22 protein-coding genes are annotated in these 18,793 nt (G+C 66.9%); 14 read left to right on the forward strand and 8 right to left on the reverse strand.

The genetic code is table 11. The features are described 5' to 3' along the window. Nucleotides 1-120: 120 nt before the first annotated feature. The 4 genes from CFP71_RS28045 to CFP71_RS28065 all read left to right on the forward strand — a co-directional run bounded on the left by CFP71_RS28045 (nt 121) and on the right by CFP71_RS28065 (nt 3,195). Entirely contained in the window at nt 121-702 is a 582-nt protein-coding gene (locus CFP71_RS28045; protein WP_244199864.1) for a DUF3558 domain-containing protein, read from the forward strand. 114 nt (nt 703-816) lie between these two features. After that, a complete protein-coding gene (locus tag CFP71_RS28050; RefSeq protein ID WP_093936945.1) occupies nt 817-1,539 on the forward strand; it encodes a Type 1 glutamine amidotransferase-like domain-containing protein in 723 nt (240 codons plus the stop codon). Nucleotides 1,540-1,575: 36 nt separating this feature from the next. Then, on the forward strand, nt 1,576-1,668 hold the full coding sequence (locus tag CFP71_RS45650; RefSeq protein WP_093936946.1) for a peptidoglycan-binding domain-containing protein: 93 nt from the start codon (nt 1,576-1,578) through the stop codon (nt 1,666-1,668). A gap of 873 nt (nt 1,669-2,541) precedes the next feature. Next, complete coding sequence (locus CFP71_RS28065) at nt 2,542-3,195, forward strand: class I SAM-dependent methyltransferase (protein ID WP_093936948.1); 654 nt, start codon at nt 2,542-2,544, stop codon at nt 3,193-3,195. Nucleotides 3,196-3,299: 104 nt separating this feature from the next. Here CFP71_RS28065 and CFP71_RS28070 read toward each other — a convergent pair whose 3' ends face one another. Together CFP71_RS28070 and CFP71_RS28075 are read right to left on the reverse strand one after the other, a co-directional pair. Continuing rightward, nucleotides 3,300-4,058 (reverse strand): hypothetical protein, encoded by a 759-nt coding sequence (locus CFP71_RS28070; RefSeq protein ID WP_093936949.1) that lies wholly within the window; start codon nt 4,056-4,058, stop codon nt 3,300-3,302. A gap of 413 nt (nt 4,059-4,471) precedes the next feature. After that, entirely contained in the window at nt 4,472-4,990 is a 519-nt protein-coding gene (locus tag CFP71_RS28075) for an NUDIX domain-containing protein (protein WP_093936950.1), read from the reverse strand. Nucleotides 4,991-5,139: 149 nt separating this feature from the next. On the opposite strand from CFP71_RS28075, the gene CFP71_RS28080 reads away from it, so the two are divergent. From CFP71_RS28080 to CFP71_RS28090, 3 genes are all read left to right on the forward strand, one after another. Next, nucleotides 5,140-5,379, forward strand: coding sequence for a DUF4259 domain-containing protein (locus tag CFP71_RS28080; RefSeq protein ID WP_279629249.1), 240 nt, complete (start codon nt 5,140-5,142; stop codon nt 5,377-5,379). 232 nt (nt 5,380-5,611) lie between these two features. Then, entirely contained in the window at nt 5,612-6,049 is a 438-nt protein-coding gene (locus tag CFP71_RS28085) for a hypothetical protein (RefSeq protein WP_093936952.1), read from the forward strand. Between the two features lie 59 nt (nt 6,050-6,108). Further along, a complete protein-coding gene (locus tag CFP71_RS28090) occupies nt 6,109-10,302 on the forward strand; it encodes a tetratricopeptide repeat protein (RefSeq protein WP_143267184.1) in 4,194 nt (1,397 codons plus the stop codon). Between the two features lie 66 nt (nt 10,303-10,368). On the opposite strand, the gene CFP71_RS28095 is transcribed toward CFP71_RS28090, so the two are convergent. The 4 genes from CFP71_RS28095 to CFP71_RS28110 form a co-directional block, all read right to left on the reverse strand. Next, nucleotides 10,369-10,644, reverse strand: a complete 276-nt coding sequence (locus CFP71_RS28095) for a hypothetical protein (RefSeq protein ID WP_167406305.1) — start codon at nt 10,642-10,644, stop codon at nt 10,369-10,371. A gap of 113 nt (nt 10,645-10,757) precedes the next feature. Further along, entirely contained in the window at nt 10,758-11,666 is a 909-nt protein-coding gene (locus tag CFP71_RS28100; protein WP_143267186.1) for a hypothetical protein, read from the reverse strand. Between the two features lie 13 nt (nt 11,667-11,679). Beyond that, nucleotides 11,680-12,558, reverse strand: a complete 879-nt coding sequence (locus CFP71_RS28105) for a phosphotransferase (protein ID WP_093936956.1) — start codon at nt 12,556-12,558, stop codon at nt 11,680-11,682. Then, the gene (locus CFP71_RS28110) at nt 12,551-13,858 is read right to left on the reverse strand and encodes a hypothetical protein (RefSeq protein ID WP_093936957.1); all 1,308 of its coding nucleotides are present in this window, start codon (nt 13,856-13,858) and stop codon (nt 12,551-12,553) included. Before CFP71_RS28110 ends, CFP71_RS28105 begins: the two co-directional genes overlap by 8 nt. A 235-nt stretch (nt 13,859-14,093) precedes the next feature. Between CFP71_RS28110 and CFP71_RS28115 the strand changes: the two genes are divergently transcribed. The 7 genes from CFP71_RS28115 to CFP71_RS28145 all read left to right on the forward strand — a co-directional run bounded on the left by CFP71_RS28115 (nt 14,094) and on the right by CFP71_RS28145 (nt 17,129). Next, nucleotides 14,094-14,534 carry a hypothetical protein gene (locus CFP71_RS28115; protein ID WP_093936958.1) on the forward strand — a complete coding sequence of 147 codons (441 nt, stop codon included), beginning with the start codon at nt 14,094-14,096 and terminating at the stop codon, nt 14,532-14,534. Nucleotides 14,535-14,724: 190 nt separating this feature from the next. Next, nucleotides 14,725-14,925 (forward strand): hypothetical protein, encoded by a 201-nt coding sequence (locus CFP71_RS28120; protein ID WP_093936959.1) that lies wholly within the window; start codon nt 14,725-14,727, stop codon nt 14,923-14,925. Between the two features lie 366 nt (nt 14,926-15,291). Further along, the gene (locus CFP71_RS28125; protein WP_093936960.1) at nt 15,292-15,552 is read left to right on the forward strand and encodes a hypothetical protein; all 261 of its coding nucleotides are present in this window, start codon (nt 15,292-15,294) and stop codon (nt 15,550-15,552) included. After that, nucleotides 15,549-15,929 carry a hypothetical protein gene (locus CFP71_RS28130; RefSeq protein WP_093936961.1) on the forward strand — a complete coding sequence of 127 codons (381 nt, stop codon included), beginning with the start codon at nt 15,549-15,551 and terminating at the stop codon, nt 15,927-15,929. The genes CFP71_RS28125 and CFP71_RS28130 overlap by 4 nt, the downstream gene beginning before the upstream one ends. Next, nucleotides 15,926-16,243, forward strand: coding sequence for a hypothetical protein (locus CFP71_RS28135; RefSeq protein WP_093936962.1), 318 nt, complete (start codon nt 15,926-15,928; stop codon nt 16,241-16,243). The genes CFP71_RS28130 and CFP71_RS28135 overlap by 4 nt, the downstream gene beginning before the upstream one ends. A gap of 50 nt (nt 16,244-16,293) precedes the next feature. Beyond that, nucleotides 16,294-16,827, forward strand: coding sequence for a hypothetical protein (locus CFP71_RS28140; RefSeq protein WP_093936963.1), 534 nt, complete (start codon nt 16,294-16,296; stop codon nt 16,825-16,827). Beyond that, nucleotides 16,824-17,129: a hypothetical protein gene (locus tag CFP71_RS28145; protein WP_143267187.1), complete on the forward strand. Its 306-nt coding sequence runs from the start codon at nt 16,824-16,826 to the stop codon at nt 17,127-17,129. The genes CFP71_RS28140 and CFP71_RS28145 overlap by 4 nt, the downstream gene beginning before the upstream one ends. Before the next feature lie 140 nt (nt 17,130-17,269). Here CFP71_RS28145 and CFP71_RS43760 read toward each other — a convergent pair whose 3' ends face one another. Next, nucleotides 17,270-17,899, reverse strand: a complete 630-nt coding sequence (locus tag CFP71_RS43760) for a Scr1 family TA system antitoxin-like transcriptional regulator (RefSeq protein WP_143267188.1) — start codon at nt 17,897-17,899, stop codon at nt 17,270-17,272. A gap of 114 nt (nt 17,900-18,013) precedes the next feature. Further along, nucleotides 18,014-18,715, reverse strand: a complete 702-nt coding sequence (locus CFP71_RS28155) for a Scr1 family TA system antitoxin-like transcriptional regulator (protein WP_093936966.1) — start codon at nt 18,713-18,715, stop codon at nt 18,014-18,016. Nucleotides 18,716-18,793: the final 78 nt, after the last annotated feature.

Genomic DNA, 18,793 nt, shown 5'->3' on the forward strand with positions numbered 1-18,793 from the left:
CAGTGGGCTGTCACAGTCGCGGCGACAGCGCGAACGGGCGAGCGGGGAGAACGCACGATGGAGCAGAAGAGCGGCATGACCGCGCCTTCCAGACTGGCGGTTGAGCTGAGCGGGGCACTGATGGTGACACTGATCCTGACCGCATGCACACCAGGACCAGCAGACACTCCACTTCCGGGGCCCACGGCGACCCGGACGATCGGGCTAACGACAACAAAGCCGCCGTACGCGGGCGCGCCCGCGGTGCGTGACCCGCTTCCGGCCACAGTGGTCGCCGGTGATCCGTGCACGACGGCTCTTACCCCTGAGCAGGTGAAGCAGGTACTGGATACCGGGGTCACCGGGAAACGTGACCCCGGGGAATGGCCAGGGCCGACCTGCCTGTGGGAGAACCCGGTGACGGCGCGGACGATCAGGGTCGCCTACGCGACGAAGCGCCGCGACGGCCTGAGCGCGGTGTATCCCTCGACAAGCCCGGACGAAGGAGGGGTCTGGCGGGAGCTGATCGTCGCCGGATTCCCGGCGGTGGCCACCACGCGCGATCCGCAATGGCACTGCACGGTCACACTCGGCCTGGCCGACGACGTCTCGGCGGAGGTTTCGCTTATCGGGCGCACCGACAACCGTGGTGACTGGTGCAAGGACGCCGAGAAGACAGCCGAGCTGGTCGTCCGCACACTGAAGGACCGAGCCGGACGATGACGGCACCATCGTCCCGCCCGCCGCCCGACTGCACTGGATAAGGATTCGTCCGGCACGGCTCGTGCTAACGCAGTCACAAGGTGGCCCGGTAGGACGCGCGGCATGATTGTGCCCATGGCAGCCGTAGCACCGACGATCGTGGCGACCTCGATGGGACTCAACCGCGCTCGCGCGCCGTGGCAACCCGGACCGGCTTTCGCTCACGCCGCCGATCTGGCCCGCCCGGACGGCACACCACGGCTGTGCGTGCTGACCACCGCCGGACCGGACGCGGAGCAGCCCGCCCTCCGCGCCCGTTTCCGGGCGGCCTTCGCCGACGACCGCTACGGGCTGTCCGTGCTCGGCTCGCTCGACGACCCCGGCGTCGACGACATCGGCGCCCACCTCGCCGCCCAGGACGTCATCTGGGTCGACCGCGGCAACCTCGCGACAGCGCTCAAGGCGTGGCGGGACCACGGCGTCGACGCGATCCTCCGGGACTGCTGGCGCGCGGGTGTCGTGCTGGCAGGCGAGAGCGCGGGCAGCCTCTGCTGGTTCGCCAACGGAATCACCGACTCCTCCGGCACACTCGGCCCGTACTCGAACGGTCTCGGATTCCTCCCGTACGCCAACTGCGTGCACTACGCGGACCGCCGCGACGAGTTCCACCGGATGTTCGCCAACGGGGACGCCAGCACCGGGTACGCCACCGACACGGGCGCGGGCCTGGTGTTCCAGGGCGAGAAGATCGTCGCGATCAGTGACCGCAAGAACGCCGGCGCCTACCGGATCCAGCGCGCCGAAGACGGCACCGTCACCGAGACCGCCTTGACAGTGGAGAGGCTCAAGCGGGTCTAGCACCGCCGGCCCCGACCCCGGTGCACCTGGTGGGACGTGCGACGGGTACAAGAAAGGTGCGGACTCCCCATAGACGGCAAAGTCGGACCACAGACCTGGCGATGCTTGCGCCGGGGCGGCGAAGTCTGATCAGCGTACGGAGTCCACGACGGGCGCCCGCTCCCGTCGTGGACATCCATCCGAGGAAGACACCCCACCTCATCGCCAGCGCGGTGATCCAGTCGAGGTACCTGCCTGCAGGATCGCGCAGGGTTGCACCACGCGATGGTTTCGTCTTGCGTCGTGATCAGGTCGGCGCCGCCGACCGCCTCCAGCAGCCACGGCATGGCCCACGACTCGGCTACACACCTCCCCTCGCCCACACCGGCTTCCCCTCCGCTCAACGCGGAACCGTTCCCGTTCACGGCCGCGTACCCGACCAGATCTGCTCCCTGGTCGCCGTGGCCTCAGAGATCGAGGCCGCTGTCGGCGACGACGCCCAGATCCGGGAACAGGCTGATCTCCGCGACGATCGTTTCGATCACTGTCTGGCCGGACACGACACTGCTCTCCGTCGACGCCCGTCAGTTCCCGCAGTCGCGCATCCACGTGCAACTCGACGAGGGTCTCGAAGTGGACGATCTCGCCATCGCGAACAACGACGACGGCTAACGGCTAGGCCTATTGGCCGTCAAGTCACCGCCCCGCCAGGGCGTTTCGCCGAGCGTAGACCGAGCACACAGGCTGACGACGTCGCCCCCGATGAGGTGCGATGACCGACCAGAACAGTGTCCCCCGCGGAATGCGCAACCCGGCCGGCCGGGATCGTGGGCGCCAGAAACTGTCGGATGGAGCCACTAGCGTGGCGCGTGTGCCCGCCCACACCATCATCAAGCCACCCTTGCCACGTCGCCACCCCGTCCTGGACCACGAGGGCCCTGAGAATCTCTGGCCAGGACTGATCCGATGGGCCCGCGACGAGAAGGTCGCTGCTGACCTCACCAAGGGCAGCAGCGACCACCGATGACCGCCGCCTATTGGGATCGCTACGCCACCCGCACAGCCGCCCCCGACCATGACGACCACTCCGTTCCGGCGCTGGGGTGGACGCAGTATCCCGGCCACGGGCCAGGGGCCGAACTCCTCGGCGACCCGCACTCCACTCTCGAGCTGGGATGCGGCCGCGGTGACGCGGTCGCATCCCTGGCCGGACAAGGGGTCGACGCCACCGGCGTGGACGTCTCCGCCGTGCACTGCGAGCAAGCACGGCACCGCTACGGCACCATCGCGGGCGCGCGCTTCGAGCACACCGACGTACTGGAGTATCTGGCCGCGGCAGACCGGGCCTGGGACGCGATCTACTCGATCTGGGGCGCGCTCTGGTTTCTCGACCCCGCGGTGCTGCTACCGCTCATCCACGAACACCTGACGCCGGGCGGAAGGCTGGTGTTCTCCCACGCTCCCCCGGTTCCCAGCGCCTACGGACGGCAAGGAATGTACGGCGCCGCGTTCACCGCCGAACCCGTGTGGATCTATCGGTGGTCATACGAGCCCGACATGTGGGCGGAGTTGTTGCGCAGCAACGGCTTCGACCACATCCGTGCGCGGGTCGAGCCCGCTCCGGAACCGGGACACCTGGGAACCCTCATCGTGGAAGCTGGGCACGCACACGGATGAAGCGCTGCCAAGAACGGTGAATTCGCCAATATGGCCGCAGAATGTGGCCGCGACTCGGCAGCACTGCGAAGCCGAATCGGCTAAGCGATGCTTCGCGACCTGGTCTACCCCAGAGCGATCACCGCGACGGTAGCGTCGTCGGCCTGGCCATCCTGCGTGTACCGGGCCGCTGCGGCGACGAGCGCATCGGCGAGCGCAGCCGAATCATGGTGGCTGGCCCGGACGAGCGCGGTCATCTGGTCGTGGGTCAGTGCGTCGTGGACGCCGTCGGTGGTGAGCAGGACCAGCCGGTCGTCGGTGAGCACGGTCGGGGCGGTGCCGACGCTGGATCGGGCGAGGGTGACGCGCTGGAGATGGTCTTGGGCGGCGGCCTGGGCCTCGGTGTGTCCTTGGTGGCGCAGCTGCTGGCCGTGGGTGTGGTCCTCGGTCAGACGGTGTAGAACCGCGCCGTCCCACGTGTAGGCGCGGGCGCGGCCGACGTGCACGACGGTCGTCGGGGCTCCCGGCCGGACCACCGCCACCGCGGCGACACCGTCGACGTCGGCGAACCGTTGTCCCGGGTCGGCGATCATCCTGCCCGCGTCCAGCAAGCCTTGCAGCGCGCCGTACCTGGCGGCGTAGCGGGCGGCGGCCTGCGCGCACACCGCCATCGTGGCCGCGGTCTCCGCGCTGGTGCCCTTGCCGTCGACAACGGCGGCCGAGACGGTCCCGGCGGTGGCGTAGTGGGCGACGGCGGCCGCGTCACAATTCCGTGTCCGGCCACCACCGGCCCGGGTGGCCGTGGCGACCGTCGTGGTGCGGCCTCGCTCAACGCGAGGTGCTAGCAGTTCCCACGTTCGGACGGTCGAGGTCGTGCTCGTCATGGTCCTGTCCCTTCGGTTGGCGGCCCGGATATCTGTCCGGGCCGTTGTGCCACCCACTCTGGGGTCGCGGCGTTGCGGAAACCGTTGCGACAAGCGTGGCAGGACAGTGTGGGAACGCTGTTGGATCCGCGTTGGACTCCTGGACGGGGCAGGGCGACACCCGTTTCGGCGCACTGTCCGTGTCGGCGGGCGGGTCGGCGGGAGTTCAGCGATCGCGGGCAGGGCTGGCGCACGCGTCGCCCACGGCAGGTTTTGGACTGGCCCCTGGCAGCGAGGGGGAGGTACTGCCAGGGAACCAGGTTCTTGGAGATCGTCGACTGGACCGGGCCCGTTACCAATCCGCCGCCGGCGCCGTTCTGGCACGGGCTGCCGGACGCGCGTCCTGCGTGCGGCGAACCCGGCTCTGACCCAGATCAGCAGTGCCCGTCCGCGGCGAGCGGGTCGAAGCCGTCTTCCAGGTAGAACGCCGTTCCCGTGCGCTGGGCCTCGATGCAATATCGGAGGCGACGGGCCAGCGGCGGACGAAGCAGGTCCGTCGCCTCGACGGGAGTGCAGAACCTCAAGCTCTTCACCTCTCGGTCCGCTGGCCGCACAGTGGCGATCTGCTCGGAGGAGAGGACCCCGCCGTCAAACACGTGGTTCGCCAAAGGTGGGCGGCCATCTGGTCGTGGCGGTGCCCAGTCTTCGACGAGCAGCCGGCCGATCCGCAGCGTGATGCCGAGTTCTTCTTCGGCTTCGCGGCGAGCGCACGCCCTCGGTGACTCGCCTCTGTTTAATGCGCCGCCAGGGATTTCGTAGACGTCGTCGGTCTGGTAGTTGGTTTCGACGAGCAACACACGGCCGTGCGCGTCCCGGCACAGGACACCACCGCTGCCGATCAACGCCGGAAGTGTGGCGTAGTACTCCGCCGGCGGCAGCCATCCCTGGTTCATGCCTAGCAACGCTACCGAGCCCACCGCGGTGAGCACCTCGTCACGAGCCAGGGTCTTGTGGTGCCCTCAGCCGCTGGACAGTCACCCGGTCGAGGTCCGCGTGACCTCAAGCAGGCACTGATTAGTGTTCTCGAAGTGCTCCAGAAGCGATAATGCGGTCGGTTGTCGTGATGCGGGCGACTTCGTCGCTGTCGAGGGCGGATCAGGGTCATCAGCTCAGCCAGGACTGTCGGGTCGGCGTCGACGACGACACCGAAAGGGTCATCGAGCAGCGGGTGACCGCTGCCGAGGACCTGCACGCGCTCGCCGAGCAGTTCGTGGACCGCGCACTCGCCGACGACCCGGAACTCAAAAAGCTATGGTGCGACGCTGACGACCGGCAACTCTGACAGGACCAGGTCGGCCCACTACGCCACAAGGTTAACGTGGCCGGGCACGAGCTCTACGTCTAGTTCGTTCACCGAGGCTTTGTACGCCTGAGCTGCCCAGAGGCGAGTTCGCTGCGCAGACCGAGGCGTCGATCTCCAGAGGACCCTCGTGACGGATTGTCGAGTATCTGGAACTATCGGCAACGGGAACGCTGCCGGTCGAAGGCCGGTGCGAAGTGAGGGGAGTCAGTCCATGGGCCTGGAAGTCGCGGTGGGATTTTTGATCGCATGGGCGGCGGGGAAGGTACGCCGGGCGGGAAGCCAACTCGATGGTGTGGCCGACGCGGTTGTGGATGCGTCGGCCGTGCGACTGCGGGACGTGCTTCTACGAAAGCTGGGCGGTGACTCCGCGGTAAAGCGTCTGCAACTGGAGGCGGGCGAGACCGGTGACGTCAGTGACCTCACTCGGCAACGAGTCAACTTGGCGATCGAGGACGCTGTCGAGCAGGACCCGCAGTTCGCCACCGAGTTGAAAGCTGCGATTGCGGAAGCAGCGAAAGATGACGACTTCGTTGCCACATACGGCACCACGACGGTGACCGGCACTGCGCATGCCCACGCCACAGGCAGCATCGCCATCGGCGCGGTCGGACGCGATGCCAACCTGGGGCAGGCCCCGGACCCTCGCTAACCGGGGCCCGCGCGAGCCGACCCGCGCGCAGCCCCGCCGACAGTGCAGACGTCGACACCGTGGCGGTTGTCGACGGAGAAAGCTACGCCGTAGCCGGCGGAATTGCTGTCGGAATCGCCGGAAATGTAACCATCTATCAGACCGCCGCAGCGGCATCCACCGCCGTAGTCACCTCTCTAGGGTCCAACACCCGGGGACTGCGTGATCTCTTTGTCGGGCGCGTCGATCAAGTACAGCTGCTGCTCGAACTGCTCAACCCGGAGCCGGCCGTGACGACGGCGGCTTCAGCGGCAGCGGTGTCTGGCATGGGAGGGATCGGCAAGACCGCCCTGGTCACGCATGTCGCCATCGAGGCACAGGACCGAGACTGGTTCCCCGGCGGCGTGCTCATGGTCAACCTACACGGCTACGACCCCGACCTCGCGCCCATACCTCCGCCCCAGGTGTACGCGTCCATGCTACGCGCCCTGGGCGTTCCAGCCGACCAGGTTCCCGGCACGACAGACGAGCAAGCAATGGTCTACCACAACACACTCGACGAATTAGCGGAAGCTGGTCGCCGAGTACTGATCGTCCTCGACAACGTCGCCGAAGCCGCCCAGGTTAGCGACTTGATCCCCCGCCACAAAGCACACCGGGCACTCATCACCACACGCGATTTCCTGAATCTGCCCTCGGCCCGTCGCGTACCGCTGGATGCCCTCTCCGACGCCGACGCAGTCGCACTCTTGACCAGCCAGCTGCGGAACGCGAACCCTCAAGATCAACGACTGGATGCGGGCTTAGAAGACGTCACCAAGCTGGTCCGGCTCTGCGGGCTGCTGCCGTTGGCGCTAGAGATCGCGGCCGCGATCCTCAGCGACGAGCCCGCTTTGTCCATCACCAGGCTCGCCGGCGATCTCGCCGACGCAGAGACCCGGCTTGGCGGTCTGGCGTATGGAACCCCCGCCGTGGAAATGGTGATCGACTTTTCCTACCGGCGGCTCGCTGACCGCAACCCCGCAGCAGCAGAGCTCCTTCCCCTTCTGCTCGTCAATCCAGGGCCAGACATGGCGAATGAGGCCGCAGCCGCGATCGCCGACACCACCCCAGCAGCGACCGCGTCCCTCTTACGGATCCTGAGAGCCACTTCGCTGATCCAACAGTCCGCTCCGGGACGGTGGCAACTTCACGACCTCGTAGCGCTCTACCTTCGTCGACACCTCCGCCAGGACATCTTCGATCAGGCAGGAAATCGACTATTCACGTACTACATCGAGACCGCTTATGCCGCCAGCGAGCACCTCAACAGTTCGCCTCACACCCCGCCTTCCGCAACTTTCGCCAACCTGGAAAGCGCCTTAAAGTGGCTGGAGGATGAATGTGGCAACCTTGTTGGAGCATTAGTTGAATCCTCCAGAATGGAAAACCATCCATACGTTTTCTACCTCGCCAGCTTTCTTGAAAATTTCTTCTCCCTAAGACGCCACTGGCATGGGACCGATTGGCTTACCGCCACTGAACGTGCGGCGCACTCCGCAACCTTTCTCGAAGGTCCCGACATGCACGCCGAAGCCTTATTCAATTACAGTAGCGCGCTCATGATGGCAAATAGAGACGATGAGGCATTAGATACCTTATGGCAAGCACATGAAATCTGCGCCGAAAATCGGTTTCCACTGAATGCGGCATCCATACTGAACACGATCGGGATCATTCTTGACAAGCAGGAGAAATCGACTGATGCCGTCGTTGTACATAAGCGAGCGCTGACCATTGGTCGCAACAAACATTCTCGGTCCTTGGAGTCGAGAACACTCACTTACCTAAGCTTAAGCCTTGCGAAATTGCAATCGTTTGACGAAGCGATATCTTCGCTTGAGCGTGCGATTATTATTCAACTAGAAGACGGCGATCATTCGGGAGAACTAGAATCTTGGGAGAATCTTGGCCTAGTCCTCGAAGGCGCCGAGCGGCCCTCAGATGCGATCGATGTCTATCGCCATGCACTTGATTGCAGCAGCTTGCACGATGATCACATTGTCAGTAGTAGAATCCTGATACGCCTCGAACGCCTAGAAGATGCACACCGCTATGATGAATCCGCCAATGTCCACAGAGAGGCTATCAACCTTTGTGCACTACGGGGAGACATTGGCGGCGAGACGGTAGCGCGCATGAGTCTCGGCAACGCATTGGAGAAATCCGGCAAGATTGACGAGGCGATTGAGCTTTACCGAGAATCCGTCACCATATTTCATGGCCACACCTACCCGGAAGGCGAAGTATTAATTCTGCGAAGTCTTGGCGACTTACTCATGAGAGTGAACCGCATTGAGGAGTCGGAGGCGTCGTATCGACAGTGCCTGAATATCTTAACAGAAGCTAACGCGTCGTCAGCAATAGGTGACATATGGGACAGTATCGGGGCCCTGTTTCATTCTTGTTGTCGGTACGATGAGGCGATTGCCGCCTATCGTCACGCAGTCGAAGCATATCGAAGCGTCGGCAACGAGAAGGACGCCGCACGCGCGACATGGCGGATCGCTGTCAGCCTAGAAGGGGCGAGCCGATTCGAGGACGCCGTCGGCGTCTACAAGAAGGCTCTTGACATGATGGCAGTGACTTCCGATCGGAGGTATCAGATTTCCGTACGTGGCGGACTAGGTTACTCGCTGCGCAAGCTCGGACGCTACGAGGAAGCTATCGCCGTTCTGCAGGACGCTGTCACAGACCTACAGCAAATCGATGATACAGGCCTAGGCGTAATGATCTTGAACATTCAGGGGCGCACTTTACTGGAGGACAGGAAGGCGCACGAGGCAGTAATGGCACATTCACGCGCCCTTGACCTCAGTCGACAGGGGAATCTGCGTGCCGAGGAGGGCAAATCTATCGATGCTCTCGGACTCGCTCTGCGGGAAGCAGGCCACGTCGAGGACGCGATACGAGCCCATACGAGCGGTATTGCAATTCACCAGGAGGTCCACGACGTACAGGGCGAAGGCATAGCTCGCCTCAATTTGGGGCTCGCCCTACGTAAGGCTGGGAGGCTCGATGAAGCAGTCGCGGCATATCGCCAGGCATTGACGATACATCGAAGTATCGGCAATCGCGAAGATGAAGCATTGACGTGTACCAGTCTCGGCATCGCACTGATGAAAACAGGTCAGGCACTGGAGGCAGTTGAACTTCACCGTGAAGCTCTTGTGATCTATAACGAGCTTGGTGATCTGCGGGCAGAATGTCATTGCTGGAGGGACATCGCAGAGGCGCTACGCAGCATTGAAAGCTTCGATGAGATGGTCGCCGCCCGGGAAAATGAGCTTGCGGTTGCCCGGAGGATCGGCGACAGCCGCTGGGAACTTCCGGCGATCGGGAATCTCGGGAGAGCCCTAGAGAAGGCCGACCGTCTCGATGACGCCGTCCCGGTGCTTCGGCAAGCACTCGCGCTCGCGGAGGTCACTGGTGATGTCGATTCCCAGCAGAAGGCGCTGGATGATCTCGCGCTTGCACTGACTCGACTTGGACATACCGGCGAGGCGGCGGATTCATTACGGCAGGGCATCGTCCTGTGTCGAAAAAATCAAGATCTTCTTGCCGAGGCGCAAGGGTGGCACAACCTCGGCGTTACACTGGGTAAGGCGAAACGGTATGATGAGGCCGCGGACGCGACCCGAGAAGAGCTCGCCATCGCCACGAAGATCGGCGACCCGCACATCGCAGCAAGGGCCCACAATCGCCTTGGAGACCTCCTGCAGGACGCGGGGAAAGCGGTCGATGCGGTCGCGGAGCACCAACAGGCGATCGACCTGTATCAGACCCTCGACGACCGGCAAGGCGAATATTCAGCCCGATACAATCTCGCGCGAGCCCTAAACACAACACGTAAATTTCATCGAGCCGCCGCAGCTTTCAATGACCTCGCCGCGCTCTGCCGCGGCTACGGTGACCGACGGGCCGAAGGCAGAGCACTGGCAGCGTGCGCCCTGGCGCTCGCAACAGCTGCGGACCTCGACGATGCCAAACTGATCATGCAGACGGCCATCGATATCTTCCGGGAACTGAACGACAGCCATTCAGAGGGAGTCGCGTTGGCACACTTCGCCGAGCTCCTCGAGTTCGTCGGCGAACCCGCCGCGAAGACGTGGGAGACCGCTGCACACGCGTTCGAGAAATCAGGCGACCATGAAGCTGCCGCGACCATTCGGCAGAACCCAGATCTTGCCGTGCGGAGAGATCGTCCAGAACGCCCAGGACCAACTTCCAGCTAGCGCCAGCGGCGGCTGCACCGGGCCGGAAGGCAACGCTCCGGCCATCGTCAGCGGGGGCGAGGCACGTCACCTGTCGAGACGCTGTGCACGATTGACGAGGTTGGAGATCGCGTTCGCGACGGCGTGCGGGGCGTCGTGGTTCATGTGGTGCCCGGTGCCGTCGAGCACGGCATGGCGGGAACAGGTGGACATAGCCAGGAACGATCGGTGCAGGTCCACCCAGGCCGGGTAGGCCGGACCCCAAATGTTGCCGTCGCCGACGGTGAGGACCGTTGTCGGCAGGTCACCCAGCCGCCTGGCCCACTCCGGGGTAGTGCGTGGAGCGAGAGCAAGTCCCAGCATCTCTCCCACGACCGCGCGGCGGCGCGCGGTCCGCAGCGAGCGAGCAACCACCGCCGGCGCCAACCGTACCCCTACCTCGTCGGTGGCTTCCCGCAGCAATGCCCGCCGCCAAGTCAGGTCCTGCCACGCGCGATACACGCCGAGCGGTCGCGCCTGCCACCGTGCGGCCTGGCGCCACATTTCGCTCGCAGGGATCTTCGGGTCATACGCGGCAAGGTACCGGGCCTGATGTTCATGGGACGAGTCCACCAGCAGAAGACCAGCGACGCGATCTGGCTGACGAGCTGCGAGAACCCGCGCCGCGATCCCACCGCGTGGCACTGCTTCAGTATCCCGTCCAGGTCGGCGGCGGAGGCGGAGCTGATGGTGGGCCAGTCGGTGATTCCGAGATGCCGCATGGGTTTGTAGGCGCCGTCGGTGGCCAGGACCGCCCGGGGAACGTCGTCGGCGCGGATGCGGTGGACGATGGCGTGTTGTGTGGCGGTGGGGTCCGCCTCGGCGATCCAGTAGCCGCCGGGGCGGTTGCGCCGGGCGGCTTGCTGTGTCTGGAGCTCATGCAGGAAAGCGCGGTGCGTCTGGTCGAATCCGGTTCCCTGTGCGAGGCGGTGACGGTAGAGGCAGCTCGGTTCGAGGTCGAGGCGGCTCAGTCTCGGGTCGGTGATGGTCAGGCCCGGGAGGACGGCGAGGTTGTCGCCGAGCATGAGGATGTCGGTCCAGCCGTCGTGGGCCCGCAGGATCGTGACGGTGCTCGAGGGCGAGTGGCCGGGCCGGAGGTCGAGGTGGACGGCGACATCGTGGATTGTGTCGGCGAGAACTCCGGTCAGGTCCGCTGCGGGGTCGTTGTCCAGGTGCCGGCGGAGGCCTGTGCCGAGCGCGTCGGCGTAGACGCCGGGCGGGACGGGCCCAGGCACGAACGCCGAGGCCCCGTCCAGCATGATCACGCCGTTGCCGAGGGCGATGACCTTGTCGTCGCTGTCGTGGAACGGCGGGGCCTGGGCGACGCTGGTGTGGATGGCCTTCATCGCTTCAGCCAGGTCAGGCGGCACGCCAGGAGGAGCTGTCTCGTCTGCGCAAGGACGCGATCCGGGTGCCGAGTTCGTTCACGGCGTCGGTGTCGCCGTGCTGGGCGCGGCGGATGAAGGAGCCGAGGGTGTGCAAGTCCCGCAGGCCGGTCAGCGTGGCCATGCCGGGCCAGTCGCGGGGATCGTAGCCGTAGGCGGTGGTAAAGGCATCGAGTTCGGCGGTACTGCGCCCGAACCTGATCCCGCCCTGCAGGGTGGGCGCGAGGTCGAGTTCGCGGGGGCCGAAGGCCGGTTCATCCCAGTCGCCGAGTAGTGCGGTGCTCCCGTCCCAGAGGGTGTTGCCGGGGTAGGCGTCTCCGTGCAGCATCCCGACGCCGAGGGGGAAGTCGAGGTCGGCGTACTCGGCGAGCAGGCGACCACGCTCGGCCACCAACCACGCTTTGTCGTCGCTGGACAAGACGGCCGAGGAGGTCACGAGGTCCGCGAAGTGCCACAGCGGCGCGGCCGCGGGCAGGTCGACCGGTGGAACGGGCAGAGCGTGGAGCTGCCGCAGGATACGGCCGAGGTGCCGGGCGTCCGGCACTGCCTTCTGGCGCTGGTCGTAGTGGATCCAGAAGGTGACGACGAAGTCGCCGGCGTCGATCGGCTGCACGATCTCGGCCGGTTCCACGCAGGGGAAGTCGTGGGCGCGGAGCCAGCGGGTCAGGTGGACGGCGCGTTCCGCGCGGCCCTGTGCGGCGTGTGGGGCGACCTTCGCGATCAGGTCCCGGCCTGGGCTGGGGATGCGGTAGACGCTGGTGGCGTGCCGCCGCAGCGGGACCGCGTCGCCGGGGTCGAGGCCTGCTTCGCGGCAGGCGAGGACCAGGGCGGCGGTGTCCGGGAGTTCAGCCACTGGCTGATGGTAATGCTCGGGGCGCTGTCCGGGCCGCGGTCAGGTAGCCGGTGAGGCGGTCGGTGAGCTGGCCGGCGTCGGGGTGGCGGCGTCCCGCGAGGGCCACGGCGTCCGCGCGTACCAGGCTGATCGCGTTGTCGATCTGCCGGATCCGCAGTTGCGTGTCCAGGGTGAGGACCGGTTCGGCGGCCGTGAGAGCTCCGGTGACGTCGCCCTGGCCGAGCCGGGCGCGGGTCACGTCCAGCCGGGCGAGGGCCTCGTCGCCGTAGGAGCGGTCTTCGTCCGGGCCGGTCTCGTAGCGCTCGATCGCGCGCGACGAGTGGATCTCGGCCTGCGTGTGGTCACCGAGCAGGGTCAGGGTGCCGCCCTGGTAGTAGGTCAGCTTCGCCTCGGGGAAGCTCAGCAGCCCGCCGAAGCCGACCACTTCATCGCCGCGGGTGGCGTCGTGCGGGTTGAGGTCGGCGAGGCGGGCGAGCGCGTCGCGTGCCGCCGGGGCGTCCCCAGCGCGGGCGGCCGACCGGGCGATGATCGCGAGCAGCCGCTGGTGCGATTGCGTGCTCACCGGGTACTGGAGACCGTTCCGGGCGCGGTCGGCGGCCTCGCCGGGGCGGGCCGACCATTCGAGCATCAAGGCCGCCGAGCCCAGTGTCCAGGTCCGCAGGGCGTCGCTGTCGGCGACGTTCGCGAAGGTGGTCGCCGAGCGCAGCTGTTGCAGCGCTGACTTCTGATCGCCCGCGTTTTGGCTGGCGTGTGCGAACAGCAGGCATAGCACTCCGGACAGGACCGTGGCCTCCCGCGCGCTGCGGGGCCGGTGCCGGGTCTGGGCGATGGCCGCCAGGGTCTTCTGCGCGTCCCGGAGGTCGTCGATCACGTCGGACAGTGGCGTGTGGACATACGCGACAGCGATCCGGCACAGCTCGTCACGCAGATACGCCAGCTGTTCGTCGCTGGTGGCGAGCTGCGACGCCTCGTCGGCCATCGTCATCGACTGGGCCGCGCCGTCGCGGATCTGACCGCCGAGATCACGCGGGTCCCTGTCGGGGGCCGCAGTGCCAGTGCTGGCGCCGGCCGCCATCTCGGCCCAGAACCGGTTCTTCACCTCTCCCGAGGCTTTGTCCAGCGCCACAGTCAGCAACTCCTGCGCTTCCCTGCCCGGGGTGACTGAGGAACCGGGTGCGCTCCAGTGGTTGACCGTGCTGGGGCTCAGCCCCAGGTGCTCGGCGAACGGAACCAGGTTCAGGTTCAACGCGGATTTCAGTGCCATCGCCGAGTGCGCCGTCCAGCGGACATGCATCGTCATCGCCCTCCCCTCGTCGGGTCCACTGTGCCGGTCCCGCATCGGGAATGGCAACAGGGCTGCAACACGAATTGCAGTCCGCTGCAATCGGCTGCAACACGACAGGGTTCCCCAGCCACGGTTCGCGAGGCACGCTCAGACCACAGCAACACCACCACCCGCAACTCTTTTCCCACAGCACCAACGGTTCCGGCGCTTCCGCCGCCGTTTTCTTTTCTGCAGGACCCGAGGAAATGACGTGACCGCAGACAACCCTGACGCCTGCCTCATCCTGGCCATTGTTCACCAGGATGACGTCCTCCAATGCACGACGACACCGCCATTCCAGGAACCGGTGTGGCAATTGCCCTCCGTTCCTCACGTGCCCGCGGGGTCGATCGAGAACGCGGCTACCTGGCTGTTGTCGGACTGGGGTTTCACCCGCACACCGCTGCGGTGTCTCGGCGTCACCAGCCAGACAGCGAACCAGGGCCGGGTCCAGTCCGGGACGCTGGTGATGGCGGCCGTCACCAGCCGCACCGGCCTGCGCCTGCGGGCACCAGACGTGCGCGGAGTCCGCTGGCGTCACCTGCACGACCACACCCTCGATTCCCCCAGCCCCGTCGACCGTCTTCTCGCGGCGATCACACCGCACCACCCGGACAGACCGCGGCCGCCCGGCCTGGCAGTAAGCGGCTGAGCTCGACCACCGCGACCCTGTCGTGCCGTGCCCCTTTCCAGGTGCTCCGCGCCGCTCGCGCCGCGACCACGACGCTGACCGTGAGACCCCCGGCTCCGGGCAGCGCAGGCGGCCGCCACCGTCCGGCGCGTCCCGCCCCGGCGCGGAGCACCCACCCCATCGCCTACCTCTCCTTCAGGAGCTGATCGTGATGTCTCATCCCACCGCTGCCCTGCCCGCGCCTACCGTCCTCGTCGTCCAGCGGGGAATGCGTTTCGCCGTCGGTGGCCACAGCTGCGACACGTGGAACCCGGATGTCGGCGGATACCAGTGCGACCACGGCTTCGTCATGTGGCGGACCCAGGTCCACGAGTCGTTCCAGGCCGCGTCCGGCCAGGACGTTCCCCGATGACCACGGCACGCCCTCTCCGGCCTGTGCCCACGGCGGAGCGGAGTCCGGACTGGCCGGACCGTCCGCCGAATCCGGACCGGCCGGTGCGCGCCTTATGACCCGGTGTCCGCGCTAGGTCGCACGTGCCGTGGCCCTCGACCCCGCCCCGTGTGCCGACTGTGTCCGCGGCCGGCACACCTGGGGCCCCGCGACCACCGAACCCGAACGCGAACTCACCACCTGCGCATGACCCGACGGCCCTGCACATGTCCGCGCTGTTCGTGCCCCCGCGAGGAAGTCACCCTCACCGCGCGGGCCCGCCGTCCTGAACCGCCGACCGCGTACCTGCCGCACCTGGGGTCGCTGATCAGCAAGGAGACCCCCGCGATGACGCAGACCCCCACGATTCCCCGCCACCGGCTGCCCCAGACCGCGCTCCTTCCCGCCGACCGGTGCCGATACCCGGCCCGGCCGCTGCCGCTCGCGCGGCGCGTGGCCTCGTTCGCCGAGGCGCGAGCGACACAGGACCCGCTACCCATTCCCGACGACGTTGTCCTGGCGCGTGTGCTGCTGAAGCTTCGGCAGCTGCCCACGACCGGCCCCAAGGACGTGCCACCGGCCCCACAGGAACCGGAGACACCGTCGTGAACACCGGCTCGACACCGCCGGTCCTTCCCTGGATCGGCACGCTCGTCACCGCGGTCATCGACGGATACACCGTCGTCGGCGAGGTCATGGACTACCAGCACGCCAGGCTCTCCCAAAACACGTTCCCCGTCGCGTTCGGACCGCTGTGGCGCACCATGAGCCCGGCCACCATCACCGAGCTCCCCGAGCAGCCCCCGGGACGCCGCGAGCCCGAGCGTGTGGGCGAATGCGCCACCGCCTCGTCCGCTCTGCTCGACCTGGTCGCTACGACACCGGATCAACCGTGCGACGGGAACACCATTCCCGCGCAACGCTCCACCACAAACGTTCCGCGCCCGTTTGCCGGGGCATGCACTGGCTTTGAGGGGAATCCGTGAACCACGTCCTCGCGCAGGCCTTCATCGACACGGTGACCGCCCGCCTCGACCACTACGACCACACCGCCCAGCACGGCACCATCACCGCCCTGGAACAGACCGCCCGATCAGGGATACCGGTCCTGACCGCCGCGCTGCGCACCCTGCTGGCCCAGCACGAGATCGACAGCCACGGACAGTGCGACGCGTGTCCCCGCCCGTGGTGGCGCCGCCGGACCCCTTGCCGGATCCTGCACCATCTCCACCTTCTCCCCACCGACCCGACAGTCCTTGCACCAGCCACCGGCCGGCACGCGCTACGCCCGCGTACCTGAGCGCCGGACCGGCGGAGTCCGGTGCCGAACGCCCCTTCCGGAGGCACCACGTGTGCCCCGTCCTTCACCTGGCCCGCGCCGAGGCCACCCGGGTCGAAGACGACACCGACGACACGATCACCGCGGCGCCCGCACGCGCACAACGCCAGCGGGACAGGGCGATCACCGACCAGATCGTCCTGATCGACGACGTGCTGTTCGGGCGCCGGTGCCTGCCCCGGCACCAGCATCCGAATCCACCCGGGAAGGCCCGACCCATGAACGACAACGCCGACACACCCGCCACGCCGAGGCCACCGGCCGAGGTCGCGGTGTGGGTGTCCCGATCAAGCCAGGTCGGCCAGTCCGACGACCCGATCAGCACCGTCACACGGCATCTGCCGACCAGCGACGATCCGTTCCAGTGCTCGATCTGCCGGCAGTACCGCGACTGGCCCTGCACACCGACCGACACCGCGTTGCACCAGATCGACAACGCCGGTCTCCGTCGCGCCGATTTCGTCCCGGCCTACCTGCACAGCCGCCTCCCCCTGCCCTCACCCCAACCGCCCGCACCGTCCAGCCACCCGGGGGCGAACCCGTGAATCACGTGCTCGCAGGCGCCTTCACCGACGACCTGTTGACCCGCCTCGACGGCTACGACACCCTCGCACGAACAGGCTCCCCGATACCCGAGCGCGAAGCCCGGGACGCCATCCAGGCTCTCACCGGTCTCGTGCGGAACGCGCTCGCCGGACACTCGGTCGACCCGCACGGCCACTGCGCGAGATGCCCCCGCAGCCGGTGGCGGCGACCGCGCGGATGCCGCCTCCTGCGCGACCTCACCCGGGACCTCGACCGCCACACCGGAACCGGCACGTCCGGCCGTCACGCGTATCGGCCCTGACCCCACGCCGCGGGCGGCGTTGATCCCGTCTTCCGCGCGGGCCGCGCCTCCCCTGGATCTGAGCAGAGATCGGCAGGGGCAGTGCCCGGGGAGGGACCGTCGTGTCTTCTCGCGGGTGCGGGGGCACGGCCGCCCGATCGTCATCGGCGGGCCGGGGCCAGAAGTTCCTGGCACCGCCGGATCGCGCTCGTGATCCGGGCCCGGCTACGAGCCTGGTCGAAACAGTGGTCACACATTTCGGTGAACAGCCGGGCGGCGTCGCTGATCCGGTGGCTGTCGCGTACGGGCAGGAAATCGTTCGGGGACAACGAGTTCACGAACAGCGTCTCGCGCCCGCCGCGGTCGGTCACGATCGTGAACGCGGGTCCCGGCTCCGTCGGCAGCCGTGTTCCCCAATGCAGGATCCGCACACTGCAGGGCAGGTCGTCGATCAGGGCCAGCAGGTGCCGCAGTTGATCGATCGCGACGTCCAGGTCTCGTTCCTTGTTCTCCAGAGCCATGATCGCGCCTTCGCGGACCACAAAGGACCTGCGTGCCCGCGGCGTGCGGTGCAGCGCGGACTGGCGTCGTGGCAGCAGTTTCTCAGCCGCGTCGGCGGATGGCTGCCAGATACTGTGCTGCCTCGCCCACGCCCACCGTTGCCTGGCGTACCCGTCGGCCCGCAACACGTGGGGAATGTCGGTGCCGCCGTAACAACGGATCGCGACGGCCGCCTCCTCGGCCTCACACAACGCCAGCGCGTCAGCGCGAACCCTCTCGACAGTCCACAACAGACTCTTGATCCCCTCTTCTCCCGCCCTGGCTGTGAATTCAGCACGCCACCACCACTGTCATCGGCCACGAGGGCCGGCGGGGAGGGGCGCTGTCGTGCGGTGGCGAGCCGTCTACGGCTCCGATCGGCCGTCCGCTACGGCGGCCAGCTCTTCACAGCGCCGGATCGCGTCACCGATCCGCGCCCGGCTGCTGTCGTGGTCGAGGCTGGCGTCGCTCAAATCGCTGAAACGCCGCGTGTGGAAGCCGACCGCGCGGTCGTCACCGAGGTGGTCGCTGACGATCCGCAGACCGCTAGGTGTCGGCGCGTCCGCGAACACTGTCACCCGCCCGTCGGCACCGGTCACGATCGTGAACGCGGGCCCCGGCGTGACGTCGGGCACCATGACGAATCCGGGTTCCAAGGTGACCTCGGGATCCGGAGGCAGCACCAACCCCACGTCGATGGGCAGGACCCGCAGCGGGCGGGTGCGCTCGTCAGTGTGGTCAAGCAAATATTGCAGCTGAACGGCCGCGGTAGCGGGGTCGCCCCGCCCGTGCTCCAGCACCGTGAGCGCGTGTTCGTTGACCACGAACGACATCTCGATCGGCGAATCGCGTCGCAGCATGGCCACCCGCCGCGACTGCAGCATCGCTCCCGCGATAGCGTGCAACGGCCTGACGACCCTCCGCATCGACCACAGCTGATCGGCATAGACGCCGTCTAGCAACAGATCAGGAAGCTCCATCCCGCCGAAGCAGCGGATCGACACCGCGGTCTCCACGGCCCGGCACAGCGCGACCGCACCGGCACGAACCTCGTCGAGAATGTCCATCGTGGTCCAGGCACCTTTCCTCATGTACAGCGTGATTCCGGCTCCAGCGGGTCGCCGTCGCGCCTGCGCGTGCCCGCG

Source organism: Amycolatopsis thailandensis, assembly GCF_002234405.1.
Lineage (GTDB): Bacteria > Actinomycetota > Actinomycetes > Mycobacteriales > Pseudonocardiaceae > Amycolatopsis > Amycolatopsis thailandensis.